The sequence below is a fragment of the Streptomyces sp. WAC00040 genome (genome assembly GCF_056835925.1).
On the sequence record NZ_JAKQZE010000003.1, the window covers coordinates 505,522 to 523,241 of the forward strand.

The following is a 17,720-nucleotide window of genomic DNA, read 5'->3' on the forward strand; positions in this document are numbered from 1 at the left end:
GCCTCCAGGAAGTGGGATTCCCCGGCGCTCGCCTTGATCGGCCGGGCGATCCCCTGTTGTGTGTGGCCATGACGGGATATTCACCGGACGCCACCGACTGGCGCATACTCGAGGCCCTCCAGACCCGGGGCAGGGCCAGCTTCGCGGAGTTGGCGCGGGCCGTCTCCATGTCGCCGAGCGCTGTAACCGAGAGAGTGCGGAGGCTGGAGGAGGCGGGCGTCATCCAGGGGTACGCGGCGGTCGTGGACCAGGAGCGGATCGGGCTGCCGATCCTCGCCTTCGTACGGTTGCGCTACCCGAACGGCAACTACAAGCCGTTCCACGACCTGCTGGACGCGACGCCCGAGATCCTCGAGGCCCACCATGTCACCGGCGACGACTGCTTCGTGCTGAAGGTCGCCGCCCGCTCGATGAGCCACCTCGAGCAGGTGTCAGGGAAGATCGGCGCGCTGGGGTCGGTGACGACGAGCGTCGTCTACTCCTCGCCGCTGCGCGGCCGCCCGATCAGTCGCTGAGGGCGGCCTCCGTCCGCAGCCGCACGGCCGACCCGCCGCGCTCCTTGACGACCTCCAGTTGCGCCGGAATGCGCCGGCGCAGATCGCCGACATGGCTGACGATGCCGACACTGCGGTCGCGTTCGCGGAGCGAGTCGAGGACGTCGAGCACCTCGTCGAGGGTCTGGTCGTCGAGGCTGCCGAAGCCCTCGTCGATGAACAGGGTGTCGAGCCGCATGCCGCCGGCCTCGTCGGTGACCACGTCGGCGAGGCCGAGCGCGAGGGCGAGCGAGGCGAAGAACGTCTCGCCGCCGGACAGGGTCGCGGTGTCGCGCTCCCTGCCGGTCCAGGCGTCGACGACGCGCAGTCCGAGGCCGGCGCGTTTCCCGCCGGTGCGGGCGTCGGAGTGGATGAGGGTGTACCGGCCGGAGGACATCCGCTGCAGCCGTACGGTGGCGGCTGCCGCGACCTGTTCCAGGCGGGCGGCGAGCACATACGACTCGAGGCGCATCTTGCGTTCGTTGTCGGCGGACGTTCCGGCGGTGAGGGAGGCGAGGCGGGCCACCAGGTCGTACTCCTCGCGCAGCGGGCGCAGCGCGAGGGTCTCCGTGCCTGCCTGCCGGGACAGCCGGTCGAGTTCGGCGCACCTGGCGCGTGCGGCGTCGAGCGCAGATACGGCGTCACGCATTGCGCGTTCCGCGGCCTCGTGGACGGCGCGGGCCGTCCCGGGCGCCGCGGCGGGCCCGGCCGCGGCGGCGCGGGCGTCGTCCTCCGCGAGCCGGTCGGCGACGGCGGCGGCCTCCGCCTGCCAGGCGTCGACACGGTGCTGGATGTCGCGCTGCTCGGCGTCGGTCAGAAGACACGCCGCCGCGTCCGCGGGTGTGTCGAAGCCGGCGCGGAAGGCGGCGTCGGAGAGCCGGTCGTCGGCCTCCTTCAGGCGCAGCGCGGTGCTGTCGACGGCGCGGACGGCGTCCGCCGCGGCGGTCAGCAGACCGGCCCGGCTCTCCAACTGCGCGGCGCGCTCGGCGACGCTGCGGGCGCCGTCCCGCGCTCGGGACAGGTCGTCCTCGAGCAGGGCCAGTTCCTGGTCGAGGGCCTCCCGCCGGGAGGTGCGGGCGGCACTGCGCCGCTCCGCACCCTGCCGGGCGGTGACCCGCTTCTCGTACTCCCGTTCAGCGCGTTCAAGTGCCTCGCGGGCGCCGTGGGTTCCAGCCGCCAGGTCGCGCGCGCCGGCGTACTCCCGCTCCAGTTCCTCCACCACGCCGCGCAGGTCCGCCACCGCCGGGTCCTCGCCGGACCGGGGTACGGGGACGGTCGTGCCCGGCCGGGAGTGTCCGGCGGACGACGACTCCGGGCCGCGGGCCCTGGCAGCCGCCGAGGCCCGGGACCCACCGAGCACGGCCAGCTCCCGTTCCGCGTCCTCCTTGGCCTTCCGCTCCTGTACATACCGGTCGTAGGCCGTGTCCTCCGCGGCACGGTCCACGTGTCCGGCGCCCGCTCGGGCCGGTGCCGGGTGCTCCGCGGAGCCGCAGACGGCGCAGGCCTCGCCCGGGACGAGCGCCGAGGCCAGTTCCGTGGCGATGCCCTGGAGCCGGCGCTCCTTCAGGTCGAGCCAGGTCGCCTTGGCCTCGTTGGCGCGCTCGTGCAGGGTGCGCAGCCGTTCGGCCGCCTTGTCCGCGCGGGCGGCGAGGTCGTCGCGTTCCTGCGCTGCGCGCAGTCGTTCGCGGGCCGGTTCGAGTCGGCCCGCGAGGTGTTCGGCCCGGGTGGCGGCCTCTTGCGCGGCCGTGATCCGTTCCTGGTGGCCGCGGCGGACGCCGTCCCAATCGGCGAGCCAGTCCGCCGCCTCGGCGAGGATGTCGTCGTCGGCGCGGGCCTGCCGGTCGAGGTCCGCCAGTTCGCGGGTGATGTCCGAGGCGCGGGCCTCGGACCTGCGGGCGGCGTCCAGGCCGCCGAGCTCCTGGCGCAGCGCGCGTTCGGCTGCGGTGAGCCGGTCGGCGCCGGCGTCGGCGAGTTCCTCGGGAAGTGCGGTCCTGGTCCGTTCGCGTTCGGCGGCCGCCGTGCGGTGTTCGCGCTCCGCCGCGTCGCGCATCCGCAGCGCCGGCTCGACGAGCGCGGCCTTGCGGCCCCGTTCCAGCCGGGCGCACCGGCTCTCGTGCTCCGCGCGCCGTGTCTCGAGGGCCTCGGAGCGCTCCAGCGCCTCCGCGTACCGCCGCTGGAGCCGGTCCAGTTCCTGTTCGGCCTCGAGGGCCCGGCGGGCGCCTGCCTGCCGGCTCTCGGCGGCGGCGAGGGCGTACTCGGCGATGTCGAGCCGTTCACGGGCGCCGGTGCGGGCCACCGCCGCCCATTGCAGGACGGCGTCCGCGAGGCCGGGGTCGCCGGGCTGCTGCTCGGGGCAGGTCCACTCCGAGGCCGCCGGGCCGGCGGCCTGCTCGATCCGGTGGGCGACTGCGAGCAGCCGTTCGTCGCCCGCCTTCACCTGGTGTTCGGCGGCGCGCCGCAGTTCGGCGAGGTGGTCCTCGACGGCGGCGAACCGGCGTGTGTCGAAGAGTCGTCCGAGGAGCTTGCCGCGGGCCTCCGCATCAGCCCTGAGGAATCGGGCGAAATCGCCCTGCGGCAACAGGACGACCTGGCAGAACTGCTCGCGGCTCATCCCGAGGAGCTGGGTGATCTCCTCACCGATCTCTTGGTGCGACTTGCTGAGTGGCCGCCATTCGCCGCTCGCCGTGTCGTACTCGCGCAGCGTGCTGTGCGCCCGCTCGGTGACGAACCCCTTGCCGCGGGCCTTGGGGCGGGGCTGCGCCGGGCGCCGGGTGATCTCCAGCCGCCGCCCGGCGACGGTCAGTTCGAGGCTGGCCTCGGTCGGCGTGCCGACCGGGGCGTGGTCGCTGCGCAGCGAGGTCCCGGGGCTCTGGCGCGCGCCGGGCACCGCGCCGTACAGCGCGAAGCAGACGGCGTCCAGCACGGACGTCTTGCCCGCCCCCGTCGGCCCGTGCAGCAGGAAGATGCCGGAGCTGGCAAGGGCGTCGAAGTCGACTTCCTGGGTGGCGCCGAAGGGCCCGAACGCTGTGACGGCGAGTCTGTGCAGTCTCACCGGGCCACCTCGCGCACAGCGGCGTCGACCCGTGCGTCCTCGAAGGCGGCGCGCAGGACGGTGCGCTCGCCGTCGTCGGGGCCGTTGCCGCCGCGTACGTGCGCCACGAAGTCCTCCGCGATCTGCTGGTCGCTGCGCCCGCGCAGGCGCTGGGCGTAGGAGGCGAATCCGTCCTGCGGGGCGCGGTCCGGCTCGAACACCAGGCTGAGGATGTGCGGGAAGCGCCGGGTCAGCCGGGCCATCGGATCCGCCGGGCGCACGGCGTCGGTGAGGGTCGCCTCCACGAACGACTCCTCGTGCCGATCCAGCCCCGGGCTGTCCAGGAGCTCCTCGATGGTGCCGCGCAGCCGGGCGAGGGGGCGTGGCACGGGGCAGTCGATCCGCTCGGCGGTGACGGCTCCAAAGGCGTCGAGGTCGACGAGCCACATCGTCTTGCGGTGGTCGGACTCGGAGAAGGAGTAGGCGAGCGGGGAGCCCGAGTAGCGGATCCGTTCGGTGATGGTCTGGCAGCCGTGCAGGTGCCCGAGGGCCACGTAGTCCACGCCGTGGAAGACGCCGGAGGGGACGGCGCAGACACCGCCCACGGTGATGTCCCGCTCGCTGTCGCTCTCCTCGCCGCCCATGACGAAGGCGTGCGCGAGCACGACGGACCGGGTGCCTTCCTCGCGGGCGGCGAGGTCGTCCCGTATCCGCTCCATCGCCGCGGCGAGCACCGTCTCGTGGGCCGCCTTCTCCGTCCCGAACTCGTTCCTGACGAGGGACGGTTCGAGATAGGGCAGGCCGTAGCAGGCCACCGGGCCGTGTTCGTCGGCGAGCAGTACGGGGGTGCCGCAGCCCGCCGGGTCCGTGCGCAGATGTATGCCGGCCCGGTCGATGAGCCCTGCCCCGACGCCGAGGCGGCGGGCCGAGTCGTGGTTGCCGGAGATCATCACCGTCGGCACCCCTGCGTCCGCGAGCCGGTGCAGCACCTGGTCGAACAGCGCCACGGCGGCGAGCGGCGGGACTGCCCGGTCGTACACGTCTCCCGCCACCAGCACCGCGTCGACCTCGCGCTCGCGCACCGTCGCCACCAGGTGGTCGAGGAAGGCGGCTTGGGCGTCGAGCATGCTCACCCGGTGGAACGACCGGCCCAGGTGCCAGTCCGACGTGTGCAGGAGTCTCATGATCGGTGAGCGTATCGGTGGGGTCGGACAATGCGGGCGGCTTCACGCATCTCCGTACGCCTCGCCCCCGAGTTCCAGCCCGGCCGTGCCCGCCGTGACGTCCGCCAGCCAGGCGCGGAAGGCGCCGACGTCGGCGTCCGGCAGCCCGATCCCGATGCGGACGGCATCCGTGTATGTGACGTCGCGCACCTGACGGCCGGTCGCCCGGAGGTCGTTCTCCAGCTTCCCGGCCCGCTGGTGGTCGACGGTGACGGTGGCGAGCCGGAACCGCTTGCGGGTGACGGTGCCGAGCGCGTCCAGGGCCTCGCCGACGACGCCGCCGTACGCCCTGATCAGCCCGCCCGCGCCGAGCTTGACGCCGCCGTAGTACCGGGTGACGACGGCGGCGACGTAGCGGATCTCCCGGCGCATCAGCATCTGCAGCATGGGCACTCCGGCCGTGCCGCCGGGTTCGCCGTCGTCGCTCGCCTTCTGCACGGCCGCGTCGGCGCCGACGACATAGGCGAAGCAGTTGTGCGTGGCGGTCGGGTGCTCCCTGCGGATGCGCGCGACGAAGGCCTGGGCCTCCTCCTCCGTGGCGGCCGGGGCCATCGCGCAGATGAAGCGCGATCGGTTGATCTCGGTCTCGTGGACACCCTCGCGGGCGACCGTCCGGTACTGCTCCTGCATCCGGCCACCCTATGCGGCGTCCGGGGCGGGTCCGGCCACCGGGGAATCGTGAGTGCCTCCCGCCCGTTCTCGTGGCATGTACGCAGACGCAGAGACGATCCGCAGAATCCTGACGGCCACCGGTGAGACCTGGGCGGTGGTCGGCCTGTCCAACAACGAGAGGCGGGCGGCATACGGCGTGGCCGACGTGCTCAAGCGCTACGGCAAGCGCATCGTGCCGGTGCACCCGAAGGCCGAGACGGTCCACGGCGAGAAGGGGTACGCGAGCCTTGCCGACATCCCGTTCCCGGTGGACGTCGTCGACGTGTTCGTGAACTCGGGCCTGGCCGGCGCGGTGGCAGACGAGGCCGTCGCCATCGGCGCGAAGGCCGTCTGGTTCCAGCTCGGTGTGATCGACGAGGAGGCTTACGCGCGCACCAGGGCGGCCGGTGTGGACATGGTGATGGACCGGTGCCCCGCGATCGAGATCCCCCGGCTGGGCTGAGCCGCGGTCGCTCCTGGTCGGGGCATGCGCCCGATCTGCCCGGTGTCAGATGCCGAGGCCCTCGACGACCACGGCGCCGGGCAGGGCGGCGAACGCCTTGCCGGGCAGGATCAGCTTGCCGCGCCGGCGGCCGCTGCCGACGAGGACCCACTCGGTGTCGACGACGGCCGGGTCCACCAGCAGCGGCCAGTCGCCGGGCAGCCCGAGCGGGGTGATCCCGCCGTACTCCATGCCGCTCTCGCCCGTCGCGGTCTCCATGGGCGCGAACGACACCTTGCGGGCGCCCAGTTGTCTGCGCACGGCACCGTTGACGTCGACACGGGTGTGGGACAGGACCAGGCATCCGGCAAGCGTGGTGGCTCCTCCCCGCTTCCCGGCGACGACGACGCAGTTCGCCGACTGCTCGAGCAGCTCGCGGCCGTAGTGCTCGACGAAGACGGCGGTGTCGGCGATCTCCGGGTCGGTGTCGACGTAAAGGATCCGCTCGGCCGGCACGTCGCCGTGCCACGCTCGCACGGCCGCCGCGACGGGTGCGACGAGGAGGTCGAGGCAGTCGGGTGCGGGGGTGGCGTCGTCGAACTTCCCGATGGGTGCGCGCATGTGCCGCACGTTAACACCGCGCCGTACGGCGGCGATCGGGTGTTTCAGCGGACGGGCGGGACGGAGACGGCCATGATCACTTCGACGGCCTCCGCGCCCTCGTTGCGGTAGGCGTGCGGGACGTTCGCCTCGAAGGTGGCCGAGGTGCCGGCGGGGACTGCGTGAGCCTGTCCGTCGACGACGAGGGTCAGCTCACCGGCGGTGACGTGCAGCAGTTCCGTCGTCCCTTCGGGGTGCGGGTCGGAGGCGCTCGCGTCACCGGGCATCAGCCGCCAGGACCACAGCTCCAGTGGCCCGCCGCGCTCGTTGCCTACGAGGAGCGTGGTGGAGCTGCCGGTGGAGGTGGACCACATGCGGACGGCCTGTTCCGGGGGGACGATGCGGACCTGGGCGCCCTGCTCGTAGTCAAGGAGCGTGGTGATGCTGACGCCGAGGGCGTCGGCGAGTTTCACCGTCGTACCGACGCTGGGGTTGGTGCGCGCCTGCTCGATCTGGATGATCATTCCCCGGCTCACCCCGGAACGGGCGGCGAGAGCGTCCAGGGTGAAGCCCCGCTCGCCGCGCCAGTGCTTGAGGTTGCGGGCGAGCGACTGCGTGAGCTGGTCGAGGTCCGACACATTCCGTCCAATATCTTCTATGACATAGCTCAATACATTGCACTACCGTGTGGTGCACCGATTCGTTCACCGCACTGTACTGCGAGGCATCGCATGACCGCACTGTTCGCCCTGGCCACCAGCCTTCTGTGGGGACTGGCCGACTTCGGCGGCGGCCTGCTCACGCGACGCACGCCCGCGCTCACCGTGGTCGTGGCCTCCCAGTCCGTCGCGGTGGTGGTCCTCGGCGCGATCGTCGTCGCGACCGGCGGCTTCGCGGAGGCCGGGCCGCGCCTCTGGTACGCCGTGGCGGCCGGCGCGGTGGGGCCGGTGGCCATGCTCTGCTTCTACAAGGCCCTCGCGCTCGGCCCGATGGGCGTGGTCTCGCCCCTCGGTTCCCTCGGCGTCGCCGTCCCCGTCGGCATCGGGCTCCTGCTGGGCGAGCGCCCCGGAGTGCTCCAGTTCGCGGGGATCGCGGTGGCCGTGGCCGGCATCGTCCTCGCGGGCGGGCCCGAGCTGCGCGGCGCGCCGGTGCAGCGCCAGGCCGTCCTGATGACGCTCGTCGCGGCCTTCGGGTTCGGCGCCGTACTGGCTCTGATCGCGGAGGCGTCGACCACGCTCACCGGACTGTTCCTGGCACTGTTCGTCCAGCGCGTGACCAACGTCGCCGTCGGCGGGGCCGCCCTGTGGGTGTCGGTCAGGCGCGGCTGCCGGGCGCTGCCGGAGGACGGCGGCCTGCGGACCGTCCTGCGCTCGCTGCCCGCGCTCGCCTTCGTCGGCCTCGCGGACGTGGCGGCCAACGGCACGTACTCGATCGCCGCGCAGACCGGGCCGGTCACGGTGGCCGCGGTGCTGGCCAATCTGTATCCGGTGGTGACGGTCTTCGCGGCGCTGCTGGTCCTCAAGGAACGGCTGCGCGCGGTGCAGGCCGCGGGCGCCGGGCTGGCACTGGTGGGCACGGTCCTGCTGGCGAGCGGCTGATCAGCGCCCTTCGAGCTCGGACACGGCCCGGCCGGGAGCCGCCGCCCCCGGCGCCGTCCCGTCCCCGGCATTCCTGCGCGGCGCAGCCACGCCGTCGACGCCCGTCCTCGGCAGTTCCTTCTCGAGCGCGGCGAGCGCCCGCAGCTGCTCCGGGGTGACGCCCGCCGGGATGGGCACCGGCGCGGGCGTACGCAACGGCGGCTGCCAGCCGCCCGCCTCGTCCCACCGCCGCACGACGCGGGCGGGGGCGCCCGCCACCACCGAGTGGTCGGGCACCTCGCCCCGCACGACCGCGCCCGCCGCCACCACCACGTTGCGGCCCAGCCGGGCGCCGGGAAGGATCACCGCGCCCGTCCCCAGCCAGCAACCGGGGCCGATCGAGACCGGATCGGTGCGGGGCCACTGCTTGCCGACCGGCTCATGCGGGTCGTCGTAGCTGTGGTTCGTCGAGGTGATGTAGACGTACGGACCGCAGTACGTGTCCGAGCCGATGGTCACCCGGGTGTCGGCGATGACATGACTGCCGCGCCCCAGGACCACCCCGTCCCCGAGGGTCAGGATCGGATCGGGGCCGAGATCCAGTCCCGGCATCATCCCGGCGGTCAGGGTCACCTGCTCGGCGATGATGCAGTGCTCGCCCAGCTCGATCCACGGTTCGCCGAAGACGGTCCCCTGCGGGAAGGCGAGCCGGGTGCCGCCACCGATCCGCCGGAAGTCGAGCCGCCCTGGGCGGTCGGCCGTGACGGCGCCCGCCTCCTGCACCCACTGCCAGCCGCGGTGGACGGCACGTGCGAGCCCGCGGCGCCACCAGGCGGCAGGCGATGAGAACGTGTTTCTGTTCTTCGGCACCCGCCCACGGTAGTCCGCCCGGGCCTCCCGACGGACGTGACGTGCTGTGATGTTCACCCCAAGGGCCACCCGCCAAGCGCCGTTTACCACGGGAAGCCGCTTTCGCAGGCCACTTCGCGCGCAACTCCACCGTTCTGTGGACAGTGCGCGCACTCCGGAGTCCGCGACCTCCCCCGTGGCTAGCATGAGCACCGCACGCTCCCGGAGGATCACCGTCAGTGATCGGCGTCAACAGTCGCCCGTGGCAGGCGATACGGGCCGATGCGCCGCCGGCCGCCTGTTTCCCACAGCTCTTCCCGCACTCGAGCAGCGAGGGATCGCGGAATGTCAGTGGCTCCGACACCACACCGGACACGTACGCCACGGCGTTCCTCCGTGCCTCTTCCGCTGACCGCGCTGCTGGCGGCCGCCGTGGCAGGTGGAGCGGTCGTCGTGGCCGCTCCCGCCTCCGCCGGCGCATGGGTGGCCGCGACGGTCTGCGTCGCCTGGCTGGGCGTCGCCGCCGGCACCGCGTCGGCGACGCTGCGCCGGCACCGGGGCGCGAACGACGCCGCGAGCGGCGAACTGCGCACACTCCGGGCCCGGTCGGCGCAGCTCGCCGCCGAATCGGCGCACCTGCTCAACGTCACCGTCCCCTCCGTCGTGAAGCGGCTGCGCGACGGCGCCACCGTCGAGGACACCCTGAACGGCACACCGCGTCCGAAGGACGCGCAACTACGGCGCCTGCTCGAGGCCTTCGCCGGCGAGATCGGCGCGGCGGAACACCGCGCACGGGCCTCCGCGGCGAACTGCGCCGCGGCAGTGCGGCAGTTGGCACTGGCCGCGGACGGCGTCGACCGGATGACGACGGTCGCCCTGCCGGCCGCGGTGGCGCATCTGCGCACCGGCGCGTCGGCCGACACGGTGATGGCGGGCCTGGACCGGCCCGCGGACTCCCGGCTGCGGGTGCTGCTCGAGACGACCGTGCGGGAGCTGGCGCTCAGCGAGCGACGCGCCGCGGCCGCCCAGGGCGCGAGCGCGAAGGCCCTCAGCCGGGTGCAGGCGAAGGCCGTGACCATGCTCGCCGATCTCCGCGAGATGCAGGACCGGCACGGCGAGGAGGTCTTCGGCGACCTGCTGAAGCTCGACCACAACGCCTCCCAGCTCGGCCTGATGACCGACCGGCTGGCGCTCCTCATGGGCGGCCGGGCCAGCCGCGCCTGGAACAAGCCGATCCCCATGGAATCCGTCCTGCGCGGCGCGGTCGGGCGCATCGCCGCGTACCAGCGGGTGCGGCTGCACTCCTCCAGCACGGCCGCCGTCGCCGGCTTCGCCGCCGAGGGCGTGATGCACCTGCTCGCCGAACTGATGGACAACGCGGCGAACTTCTCCCCGCCGGTCGACGAGGTCCACGTCTATGTCGAGGAGCGGACGGCGGGCCTGGTCGTCACCATCGAGGACAGCGGCCTGAGAATGTCGGACGCGGCGATGCGGCGGGCCGAGGAAGCGGTGTCCGGCAGGATCACCGACCTCGCCACACTTCAGGGCACCCGGCTCGGGCTGGCCGTGGTCGGCAGGCTGGCCGTGAAGTACCGCTTGAGCGTCAGCTTCCGACCGTCGTCGCGCGGCGGTACGGGTGTGGTGGTGCTGCTGCCGCCGCAGTTGATGGCGCAGCCGCGCGGCGGCCTGCCGGAGCAGGCGGCGACCGGGCACGTGACCCCGGCCCACGGCATCACGGTCCCCCTGCTCGACGCCCCCACGACATCCGGGGCAGGCACGGTCGGAACGACTTCGTGGGACAGCACGGCAGCGACCACGGCAGGCGGAGAAGGTGCCACCCCGACAGGCTTCTGGGACGGCACCGCAGCAACCACAACCGCCGGGACCGGCACGGTCGGAGCGACCCCGGGGGAAGGCGCTGCCGGGATCACGCCGGCTGCGGGCGCGGGCGGTGGCAGCGTGCCCGTCCCGCCGCAGGGTGTGCGGCGGGTGGCGACGCCCGGCGGGCTGCCGGTGCGGCCGGCGGGCCGCACGATGGCGGCGGCGGACCGCGGCCGCGACCCCGGCGCGGGCCTGTCGGAGGGCCACGCCGGGGCCGGCCGGGACGCGGGCACCCAGTTCGGCGCGTTCCACCGCTCCCGCCGTTCCGGGAACTCCGGGTTCCCCGCCGCGGAAACGGGCCCGTCGTTCCCGCCCGGGGCGCCCACGTACACGGACCCTCACGGCGGTCCCCCCGAGGAGACGTCCGGGACGGCCGACCCGTAGCAGGGCCCGGCGCGCCGCCGCAGCGGCGCCGTCCGTCCCCGTCCCGTACACCGGAACCGACAGGAGGCACAGGCCGACACCCGGTCCTCACCGGACGCCCGGCCCACCCCGATCATGCAGATCACCGACACCAGTCTCACCTGGCTCCTGGAAGGCTTGCTGGAGCGCACGCCCGGCACCCGGCACGTCCTCGTACTCTCGCGCGACGGGCTCAAGCTCTGCTGGACCAGGCATCTCACCCGTGATCAGGCCGATCAGCTGGCCGCCATCTGCTCCGGCATCCAGGCCCTCGCCCAAGGCGCGTCGATCGAGTTCGGCAGCGGCACCGGCGGCGTCCGGCACTCGATGACCGAGTTCCACGGCGGCCTGCTGTTCATCGTCGAGGCGGGTGCCGGCGCCCACCTCGCGGTCGTCGCGGCGGACGGCGCAGACCCGGGCATGGTCGGCCACCGGATGACCGAACTGGTCGAACAGATCGGCGACCGTCTGCGGGCGGCGCCGCGGCTGCCGGCCCAGGACAGTCCCCGGTCATGACCCGGCGTCCCGTCGACATCGGTGAACCGGAGCGGCTCTACACCGTCACCGGCGGACGCAGCCGTGCCGACGACGACTCGTTCGACCTGGTCACGTTGATCGTCGGTGAATGCGAGCCGGCGCCCGGCATGCAGTCGGAGCACGTCCGGATCCTGGAACTGTGCCGCGCCCCCACGGCGGTCGTGGAGGTCTCGGCAGCGCTGCGGCTGCCCGTGACGGTCGTCCGGATCCTCCTGGGCGACCTGCTGGCCACGGGCCGCGTCACCGCCCGCCATCCGCCGGTCGACCGCTTCCGCGACTCGCTGCCCGACTCCGACCTCTTGAAGGAGGTGCTCGATGGACTCCGCAACCTCTGAGCTTCCCGGCCGCACGCCGTTGGGCAGGGATGCGGAGAGCGGCCTCAAGATCGTGATCCTGGGCGGCTTCGGTGTCGGAAAGACGACGCTCGTCCGGTCCGTGAGCGAGATCCGCCCGCTGAACACGGAGGAGGTGATGACGCAGGCCGGCGTCGGCATCGACGAGACCGCGGGAGTCGCGACGAAGAAGACGACCACCACCGTGGCCTTCGACTTCGGCCGGATCAGCCTCAACGACCGCATGGTCCTCTATCTGTTCGGCGCACCCGGGCAGGAACGCTTCTGGTTCCTGTGGGACCGGCTGTTCGCCGGCACGCTCGGCGCGGTCGTCCTCGTAGACACGCGGCGCATGAGCGACTCCTGGTATGCCATCGACCGGCTCGAGCACCGCGGTACTCCGTTCGTCGTCGCCGTCAACCGGTTCGACGACGACCCGTCCGTCTACTCCCTGACCGAGATCCGCCAGGCCCTGGCGCTCGACCCGTACGTCCCGCTGGTCGAGTGCGACGCGCGGATCCGCTCCTCCGGCAAGCACGTCCTGCTCAGCCTCGCCGACCACCTCCATGAACTGGCCAAGGCCCGGGAGACGACACCATGAACGACCCCATCGGCACCACGGCACACGCGCCGCACCCGCCAGGCTGCCCCGCCCACGAGGAGGCGGTCCGGCTCCGCGGCCACGCGTTCCAGCAGGACCCGTCGGAGCTGTACCGCTCCCTGCGCGGCCGGTACGGCTCCGTCGCGCCGGTCCTGCTGGAGGGGGACGTTCCGGTGTGGCTGGTCCTCGGCTACAGCGAGGTCACGTACGTCACCTCCCACGACGAGCTCTTCGCCCGCGACTCGCGGCGCTGGAACCAGTGGGGGGCCGTTCCGGCCGACTGGCCGCTGCTGCCGTTCGTCGGGCATCAGCCGTCCGTGCTCTTCACCGAGGGAACGGAGCACCAGCGCCGCGCCGGGGTCGTCACACAAGCGCTGGAGGCCGTCGACCAGTTCGAACTCGCCCAGTGGTGCCGCGAGATCGCCGAACTGCTCATCAACACATTCGCCGGCAGCGGGCAGGCGGACCTGACGGCGGCCTACGCGCATGCCCTTCCGATGCGCGCCGCCGTGCGGATGTGCGGGATGCCGGCCCACGGGGCGGACACCGAAGGCCTGGTACGGGACCTGCGGATCTCGTTGGACGCGGCGGAGAACGACGACCCGGTCGCCGCGTACGTCCGTGTCCAGGAGCGCATCCAGCGGCTGGTGGAGGACAAGCGCCGCGCGCCCGGGCCCGACGTCACCTCCCGGATGCTGGCGCACCCGGCCGCCCTGACGGACCAGGAGGCCGTACAGGACCTGGTCATGGTCCTCGCCGCGGCCCAGCAGCCGACGGCCGGCTGGATCTGCAACACGCTGCGGCTGCTGCTGACCGACGACCGCTTCGCGCTGAACGTGTCGGGTGGCCGGCTCAGTGTGGGCCAGGCGCTCAACGAGGTGCTGTGGCTGGACACTCCGACGCAGAACGTCATCGGCCGCTGGGCGGTGCGCGACACCACGCTCGGCGGCCGCCGGATCCGGGCCGGCGACTGTCTGGTGCTGGGGCTCGCGGCCGCCAATACCGATCCGCGGATCTGGCCGGAGGGACACATCGGCGCCGAGAACTCGGCGCACCTGTCGTTCGGCCACGGCGAGCACCGGTGCCCCTATCCGGCACCGATGCTCGCCGATGTGATCGCCCGTACCGCGGTGGAGACGCTGCTGGAGCGGCTGCCGGACGTGGTGCTCGCCGTGGAACCGGACGAACTGGCCTGGCGGCCGTCGGTCTGGATGCGGGGGCTGGCCTCGTTGCCGGTGAGCTTCACACCGGTCGTGGCCCTCGGGGAGTACGGGAGCGGGAATCAGCGGTAGAGGAGCGGTCCCCGCCGAGCTGCGGCGGCCCGCTTCCCGTTCGGCTCACCGCGCCCTGGGACGAGCGGCGCCGGGCTCCGGGTCCAGCCACGGCCGGCGTCCCGGGCCGGTGGGGTGCGTGCCCGTGACGCCCATGACCACCGAGTAGAGGCTGGTTTCCGCGGCGATGAAGAGACGGTTGCGCTTGGCTCCGCCCCAGGCGATGTTGGCGACCGGCTCGGGGACGTCGAGCCGCCCGATCAGCGTGCCGTCGGGGTCGTAGCAGTGCACTCCGTCGTCCATCGCCGCGGCCCAGAGCCGACCGGAGTCGTCGAAGCGGAGGTTGTCGAAGCGGGCCTTCGGCCGGGCCCCGGCCTCGGCGAAGGTCGCGCCGTCCGACAGCGTGCCGCCGTCGTGCACGTCGAAGACCCGGATGCAGCCGGCCCGGGTGTCGGAGACGAAGAGCTGCCGTTCGTCGGCCGAGAAGACGAGACCGTTCGGGGCGCCGAAGCAGTCGGCGACCAGCCGCACTTCGCCGGAATCGGGATCGATGCGGTAGACGTTGTTGGAACCGATCTCGCTCTCGGCACGATGGCCCTCGTAGTCGCTGGTGATGCCGAAGTCCGGGTCGGAGAACCAGATCGATCCGTCGGACTTCACCGCCGCGTCGTTCGGGCTGTTGAGGCGCTTCCCCTGCCAGCGGTCGGCCAGCACCGTGACGGTGCCGTCGTGCTCGGTCCGCGTCACCCGGCGGTTGCCCTGCTCACAGGTGACCAGCCGGCCCTGCCGGTCGAGGGTGTTGCCGTTGGTGTGCCCGGCGGTGCGGCGGAAGACGCTGACGGCGCCCGTCTCCTCGTCCCAGCGCAGCATCCGGTCGTTGGGGATGTCGCTCCAGACCACCTGCCGCCAGGCGGGCAGGTAGATCGGTCCCTCCGCCCAGCGGCAGCCGGTGTACAGGACCTCCAAGCCGTCGTCGCCGTTCATACAACGGCCGGTCCGGAACCGGTCGTCGAACATCTCGTACAGCGCGGCGCGCTCACTGGTCATACGACACTCCCCTCCATGCGCTGAATATCATTCAGCACATGAGGAAGATTGCTTGACCATGTCCGGTCTCCGCAAGGTGGATCCGAACAGAGAGTCGTGGATCACACCCCCTCCACGGGAGCCGTACCCTGCGGCGCGCTCCGATGCACCGGCCGGTTCAGCCGGCCGCGGGTGTGAAGCGCACGGGCAGGGAGCGGGGTCCACGGGTGAACACGCCCTGCTCGCGGGGGACGAAGCCGTCGGCGAGCCGCAGGTCCGGCATGGCGTCCAGTAGTTGACCGACCCCGGTCCGGACCTCCGCCCTGGCGAGCAGCGCGCCCACACAGAAGTGCCGGCCGAGCGCGAAGGCCAGATGGTCGGCGGCCGCGGAGAACGCGGTCGTCGCGGTGAGGTCGTCGCGGAAGATGTCGAAGCGGTCGGGGTCGCGGTACCGCTCGCCGTCGCGGTTGGCCGCGCCGATCAGGCAGGTCACCGTGGCACCCGCCGGGATGGTGCCGCCGGTGACGGTGACCTCCGCGGCGGTCTGCCGCATGATCATATGGACGGGCGGTGTGAAGCGCAGCGTCTCGGCGAGGGCGCGGTCGATGAGGCTCCGGTCCTCGCGCACCGCGACCAACTGTTCCGGGTGGAGCAGCAGATTGGCGAACATGCCGGCGATGGCCTTGTCGGTGGTCTCGCCGCCTGCCGCGAGCAACAGGCTGCAGAATGCCTTGATGTCCTCGTCGCTCAACCGCACGCCGTCCACCTCCGCCGTGCAGAGCGTGGAGAGCAGGTCCTCGCCCGGGTTCTCGCGCCGCTCCTGGATGATCGGGATCAGGTACTCGGTGAACTCGACGCGGGTCCGCTCACCTGCCGCGGCGACGTCGGGGTCCCTGGCGAGATTGCCGAAGTAGGCGACGACGGACGTGTACCAGCCGCGGAAGCGGTCGTGGTCCGCCTTGTCCAGACCCAGCATGTCGGCGATGACATCGATGGGGAACCGGGTGGCGAAGGAGTCGACGAGATCCACCTCGCCCTTGTGCCGGAAGGCGTCGATCAGCTCACGGGCGTTGCTCTCGATGACCGGCAGGAACCTGTCCCTGAGGTCGCTGCCCCGGAAGGCGGGAGCGACGAGCGCCCTGCGCACGGCGTGCTCCCGTCCACTGAGCTGCACGATCGTCTTCCCGTGGACGGGCTCGAGCTGCCAGTCGTAGTTCTCGGTGGTGAACACCGACTCCTTGTCCTTGAAGGCGCGCTCCACGTCCTCGTAGCGGGAGACCAGATAACTGCCGGTGGGTTCGTGCCACAGCAGCGGGGCGTGCTCGCGCATCGCCCGATAGGCGGGGTAGGGGTCGGCGGCGAACTCGGACGACAGGATGTCCGGGATGTGCTGTGCGGTGGCCATGGGGCTCCCTCGTCAGCAACGGGCAATGCGCGAAAGGCTATTGAGCCGCAGACAAGGACGACAGACGGCAAGGCTGCGCGCACGGGTGCGCCGGCGCGTGCGAACCCGAGCCCTCGCCGCATGTCGCGGGATCGGGGGGCTTACGGTGCAGGTAGGCGCGGGACGACCGGTGAGGTACGAGGGAGCAGGCATGACGGAGCGGGCATTGGTTGCGGGTGTGGGCGGCAAGGAGCCCGACGTCGCCCCCGAGGCGTTCACAGCGCCGACGTCGGTCGTGATGGGGGACGTGACCGTCGCCGCGGGGGCAAGTGTCTGGTACCAGACGGTGCTGCGCGGCGACTGCGGGCCGATCGTGATCGGCGCGGGGAGCAACATCCAGGACAACTGCACCGTCCACAGCGACCCCGGCTTCCCCGTCACCGTGGGCGAACGCGTCTCGGTCGGCCACAACGCGATCCTGCACGGCTGCACGGTGGAGGACGACGTCCTCGTCGGCATGGGAGCCACGGTCCTCAACGGGGCTCACATCGGCGCGGGTTCGCTGATCGCGGCACAGGCCCTCGTGCCGCAGGGGATGCAGGTGCCGCCCGGCTCCCTGGTGGCCGGAGTGCCGGCGAAGGTGCGGCGGGAGCTGACGGAGGAGGAGCAGGAGGGCATCAAGCTCAACGCGGCGGTCTATCTGGACCTGGCCGCCCAGCACCGGGACGCGCACAAGGACTGAGGCCCGAGAGCCCACCGCGCGGGAGCGGGGCCCGCACAGGCCGAGGCGGCGCGGGGCACACCTTTGGCCAGGTGCGTCACTGCGCGCGAAGGGCCGTCCGGTCACCTCAGGGGTGCCGGGCGGCCCTGTGCGGTGCGGGAACGCGCTCAGCTGTTGGGGCGAAGGGTCCAGACGATGTGCATCTCGCCGGTCACGGCACCGTCGGCGCGCTGGATGGCGACCGTGACGGGGAACTCGGGGCGCTCCCCTGCGTCCAGCTCCTCGACGACGTCGGCAACGGGGCGGCCGAGCGTCGCGGTCGCCGTGAGGACGCCCTTGGCGAGCTTCTTGTAGCTGGTCTCCGCCTTCACCGGAAGCGGCACCGAGCGGCTCAGCTGGTCACCGAACGCGGCCAGGACGACGGCGCCGCTCGCCGACTCGGCGAGGGTGAACATCGCGCCGGCGTGCGGCCCGCCGACATGGTTGTGGTACTCGGGCTGGTCCGGCAGCCGGAGCACGGCTCGTTCCGCGGTCGTCTCGAGGTACTCGAGATTAAGGGTCTTGACCATCGGGACGGTGGCGGCGAGCAGTTCGCCGATGGACATCTGGTCTGCGCTCATGCCCCGGATGTTACCCACGAGTAGATGCGCTTGGCCATC

The 17,720-nt window shown here is 72.4% G+C and carries 18 protein-coding genes; 9 read left to right on the top strand and 9 right to left on the bottom strand.

Going from position 1 to position 17,720, the window contains the following annotated elements:
• Positions 1-68 precede the first annotated feature (68 nt).
• Positions 69-515 carry an Lrp/AsnC family transcriptional regulator gene (locus tag MDN94_RS27725; protein WP_441265953.1) on the top strand — a complete coding sequence of 149 codons (447 nt, stop codon included), beginning with the start codon at positions 69-71 and terminating at the stop codon, positions 513-515.
• On the opposite strand, the gene MDN94_RS27730 is transcribed toward MDN94_RS27725, so the two are convergent.
• From MDN94_RS27730 to MDN94_RS27740, 3 genes are read right to left on the bottom strand one after another with little or no spacing between them, the layout of a single operon-like run.
• Complete coding sequence (locus tag MDN94_RS27730; protein ID WP_482728628.1) at positions 505-3,585, bottom strand: AAA family ATPase; 3,081 nt, start codon at positions 3,583-3,585, stop codon at positions 505-507. The genes MDN94_RS27725 and MDN94_RS27730 overlap by 11 nt on opposite strands.
• Entirely contained in the window at positions 3,582-4,748 is a 1,167-nt protein-coding gene (locus MDN94_RS27735) for an exonuclease SbcCD subunit D (RefSeq protein ID WP_482728629.1), read from the bottom strand. Before MDN94_RS27735 ends, MDN94_RS27730 begins: the two co-directional genes overlap by 4 nt.
• Positions 4,749-4,790: 42 nt before the next feature.
• Complete coding sequence (locus MDN94_RS27740) at positions 4,791-5,417, bottom strand: YigZ family protein (RefSeq protein ID WP_482728630.1); 627 nt, start codon at positions 5,415-5,417, stop codon at positions 4,791-4,793.
• 76 nt (positions 5,418-5,493) lie between these two features.
• Here MDN94_RS27740 and MDN94_RS27745 point away from each other — a divergent pair, with 76 nt between their 5' ends.
• A complete protein-coding gene (locus MDN94_RS27745; protein ID WP_482728631.1) occupies positions 5,494-5,901 on the top strand; it encodes a CoA-binding protein in 408 nt (135 codons plus the stop codon).
• A 45-nt stretch (positions 5,902-5,946) separates the two neighbouring features.
• Here the strand turns inward: MDN94_RS27745 and MDN94_RS27750 are convergent, their stop codons facing one another.
• Together MDN94_RS27750 and MDN94_RS27755 are read right to left on the bottom strand one after the other, a co-directional pair.
• Positions 5,947-6,501, bottom strand: a complete 555-nt coding sequence (locus MDN94_RS27750; protein ID WP_482728632.1) for a YbaK/EbsC family protein — start codon at positions 6,499-6,501, stop codon at positions 5,947-5,949.
• 44 nt (positions 6,502-6,545) lie between these two features.
• Positions 6,546-7,118, bottom strand: coding sequence for a helix-turn-helix domain-containing protein (locus tag MDN94_RS27755; RefSeq protein WP_482728633.1), 573 nt, complete (start codon positions 7,116-7,118; stop codon positions 6,546-6,548).
• Positions 7,119-7,211: 93 nt separating this feature from the next.
• On the opposite strand from MDN94_RS27755, the gene MDN94_RS27760 reads away from it, so the two are divergent.
• Positions 7,212-8,078, top strand: coding sequence for an EamA family transporter (locus tag MDN94_RS27760; protein WP_482728634.1), 867 nt, complete (start codon positions 7,212-7,214; stop codon positions 8,076-8,078).
• Here the strand turns inward: MDN94_RS27760 and MDN94_RS27765 are convergent, their stop codons facing one another.
• Positions 8,079-8,927 (bottom strand): acyltransferase, encoded by an 849-nt coding sequence (locus MDN94_RS27765; protein WP_482728635.1) that lies wholly within the window; start codon positions 8,925-8,927, stop codon positions 8,079-8,081. It abuts the gene before it with no gap.
• 375 nt (positions 8,928-9,302) lie between these two features.
• Between MDN94_RS27765 and MDN94_RS27770 the strand changes: the two genes are divergently transcribed.
• The 5 genes from MDN94_RS27770 to MDN94_RS27790 all read left to right on the top strand — a co-directional run bounded on the left by MDN94_RS27770 (position 9,303) and on the right by MDN94_RS27790 (position 13,951).
• On the top strand, positions 9,303-11,171 hold the full coding sequence (locus MDN94_RS27770; protein ID WP_482728636.1) for a sensor histidine kinase: 1,869 nt from the start codon (positions 9,303-9,305) through the stop codon (positions 11,169-11,171).
• A gap of 114 nt (positions 11,172-11,285) precedes the next feature.
• Positions 11,286-11,705: a roadblock/LC7 domain-containing protein gene (locus MDN94_RS27775; protein WP_482728637.1), complete on the top strand. Its 420-nt coding sequence runs from the start codon at positions 11,286-11,288 to the stop codon at positions 11,703-11,705.
• Positions 11,702-12,061: a DUF742 domain-containing protein gene (locus MDN94_RS27780; protein WP_482728638.1), complete on the top strand. Its 360-nt coding sequence runs from the start codon at positions 11,702-11,704 to the stop codon at positions 12,059-12,061. Before MDN94_RS27775 ends, MDN94_RS27780 begins: the two co-directional genes overlap by 4 nt.
• On the top strand, positions 12,042-12,659 hold the full coding sequence (locus MDN94_RS27785; RefSeq protein WP_482728639.1) for a GTP-binding protein: 618 nt from the start codon (positions 12,042-12,044) through the stop codon (positions 12,657-12,659). The genes MDN94_RS27780 and MDN94_RS27785 overlap by 20 nt, the downstream gene beginning before the upstream one ends.
• Entirely contained in the window at positions 12,656-13,951 is a 1,296-nt protein-coding gene (locus MDN94_RS27790; RefSeq protein WP_482728640.1) for a cytochrome P450, read from the top strand. Before MDN94_RS27785 ends, MDN94_RS27790 begins: the two co-directional genes overlap by 4 nt.
• A 45-nt stretch (positions 13,952-13,996) precedes the next feature.
• On the opposite strand, the gene MDN94_RS27795 is transcribed toward MDN94_RS27790, so the two are convergent.
• The gene (locus tag MDN94_RS27795; protein ID WP_482728641.1) at positions 13,997-14,977 is read right to left on the bottom strand and encodes an SMP-30/gluconolactonase/LRE family protein; all 981 of its coding nucleotides are present in this window, start codon (positions 14,975-14,977) and stop codon (positions 13,997-13,999) included.
• A 157-nt stretch (positions 14,978-15,134) separates the two neighbouring features.
• Positions 15,135-16,361 (bottom strand): cytochrome P450, encoded by a 1,227-nt coding sequence (locus MDN94_RS27800; RefSeq protein ID WP_482728642.1) that lies wholly within the window; start codon positions 16,359-16,361, stop codon positions 15,135-15,137.
• A 190-nt stretch (positions 16,362-16,551) separates the two neighbouring features.
• Between MDN94_RS27800 and MDN94_RS27805 the strand changes: the two genes are divergently transcribed.
• Complete coding sequence (locus tag MDN94_RS27805) at positions 16,552-17,082, top strand: gamma carbonic anhydrase family protein (protein ID WP_482728643.1); 531 nt, start codon at positions 16,552-16,554, stop codon at positions 17,080-17,082.
• A 146-nt stretch (positions 17,083-17,228) separates the two neighbouring features.
• Here MDN94_RS27805 and MDN94_RS27810 read toward each other — a convergent pair whose 3' ends face one another.
• Positions 17,229-17,681, bottom strand: coding sequence for a DUF4442 domain-containing protein (locus MDN94_RS27810; RefSeq protein WP_482728644.1), 453 nt, complete (start codon positions 17,679-17,681; stop codon positions 17,229-17,231).
• Positions 17,682-17,720 lie beyond the last annotated feature (39 nt).

What these genes read in the sequence shown, in the direction of transcription:
- MDN94_RS27725 (WP_441265953.1), top strand. Translation starts at nt 69, where the DNA reads ATGACGGGATATTCACCGGACGCCACCGACTGGCGCATACTCGAGGCC.
- MDN94_RS27735 (WP_482728629.1), bottom strand. Translation starts at nt 4,748, where the DNA reads ATGAGACTCCTGCACACGTCGGACTGGCACCTGGGCCGGTCGTTCCAC.
- MDN94_RS27740 (WP_482728630.1), bottom strand. Translation starts at nt 5,417, where the DNA reads ATGCAGGAGCAGTACCGGACGGTCGCCCGCGAGGGTGTCCACGAGACC.
- MDN94_RS27745 (WP_482728631.1), top strand. Translation starts at nt 5,494, where the DNA reads ATGTACGCAGACGCAGAGACGATCCGCAGAATCCTGACGGCCACCGGT.
- MDN94_RS27750 (WP_482728632.1), bottom strand. Translation starts at nt 6,501, where the DNA reads ATGCGCGCACCCATCGGGAAGTTCGACGACGCCACCCCCGCACCCGAC.
- MDN94_RS27760 (WP_482728634.1), top strand. Translation starts at nt 7,212, where the DNA reads ATGACCGCACTGTTCGCCCTGGCCACCAGCCTTCTGTGGGGACTGGCC.
- MDN94_RS27775 (WP_482728637.1), top strand. Translation starts at nt 11,286, where the DNA reads ATGCAGATCACCGACACCAGTCTCACCTGGCTCCTGGAAGGCTTGCTG.
- MDN94_RS27780 (WP_482728638.1), top strand. Translation starts at nt 11,702, where the DNA reads ATGACCCGGCGTCCCGTCGACATCGGTGAACCGGAGCGGCTCTACACC.
- MDN94_RS27785 (WP_482728639.1), top strand. Translation starts at nt 12,042, where the DNA reads ATGGACTCCGCAACCTCTGAGCTTCCCGGCCGCACGCCGTTGGGCAGG.
- MDN94_RS27790 (WP_482728640.1), top strand. Translation starts at nt 12,656, where the DNA reads ATGAACGACCCCATCGGCACCACGGCACACGCGCCGCACCCGCCAGGC.
- MDN94_RS27795 (WP_482728641.1), bottom strand. Translation starts at nt 14,977, where the DNA reads ATGACCAGTGAGCGCGCCGCGCTGTACGAGATGTTCGACGACCGGTTC.
- MDN94_RS27800 (WP_482728642.1), bottom strand. Translation starts at nt 16,361, where the DNA reads ATGGCCACCGCACAGCACATCCCGGACATCCTGTCGTCCGAGTTCGCC.
- MDN94_RS27805 (WP_482728643.1), top strand. Translation starts at nt 16,552, where the DNA reads ATGACGGAGCGGGCATTGGTTGCGGGTGTGGGCGGCAAGGAGCCCGAC.
- MDN94_RS27810 (WP_482728644.1), bottom strand. Translation starts at nt 17,681, where the DNA reads ATGAGCGCAGACCAGATGTCCATCGGCGAACTGCTCGCCGCCACCGTC.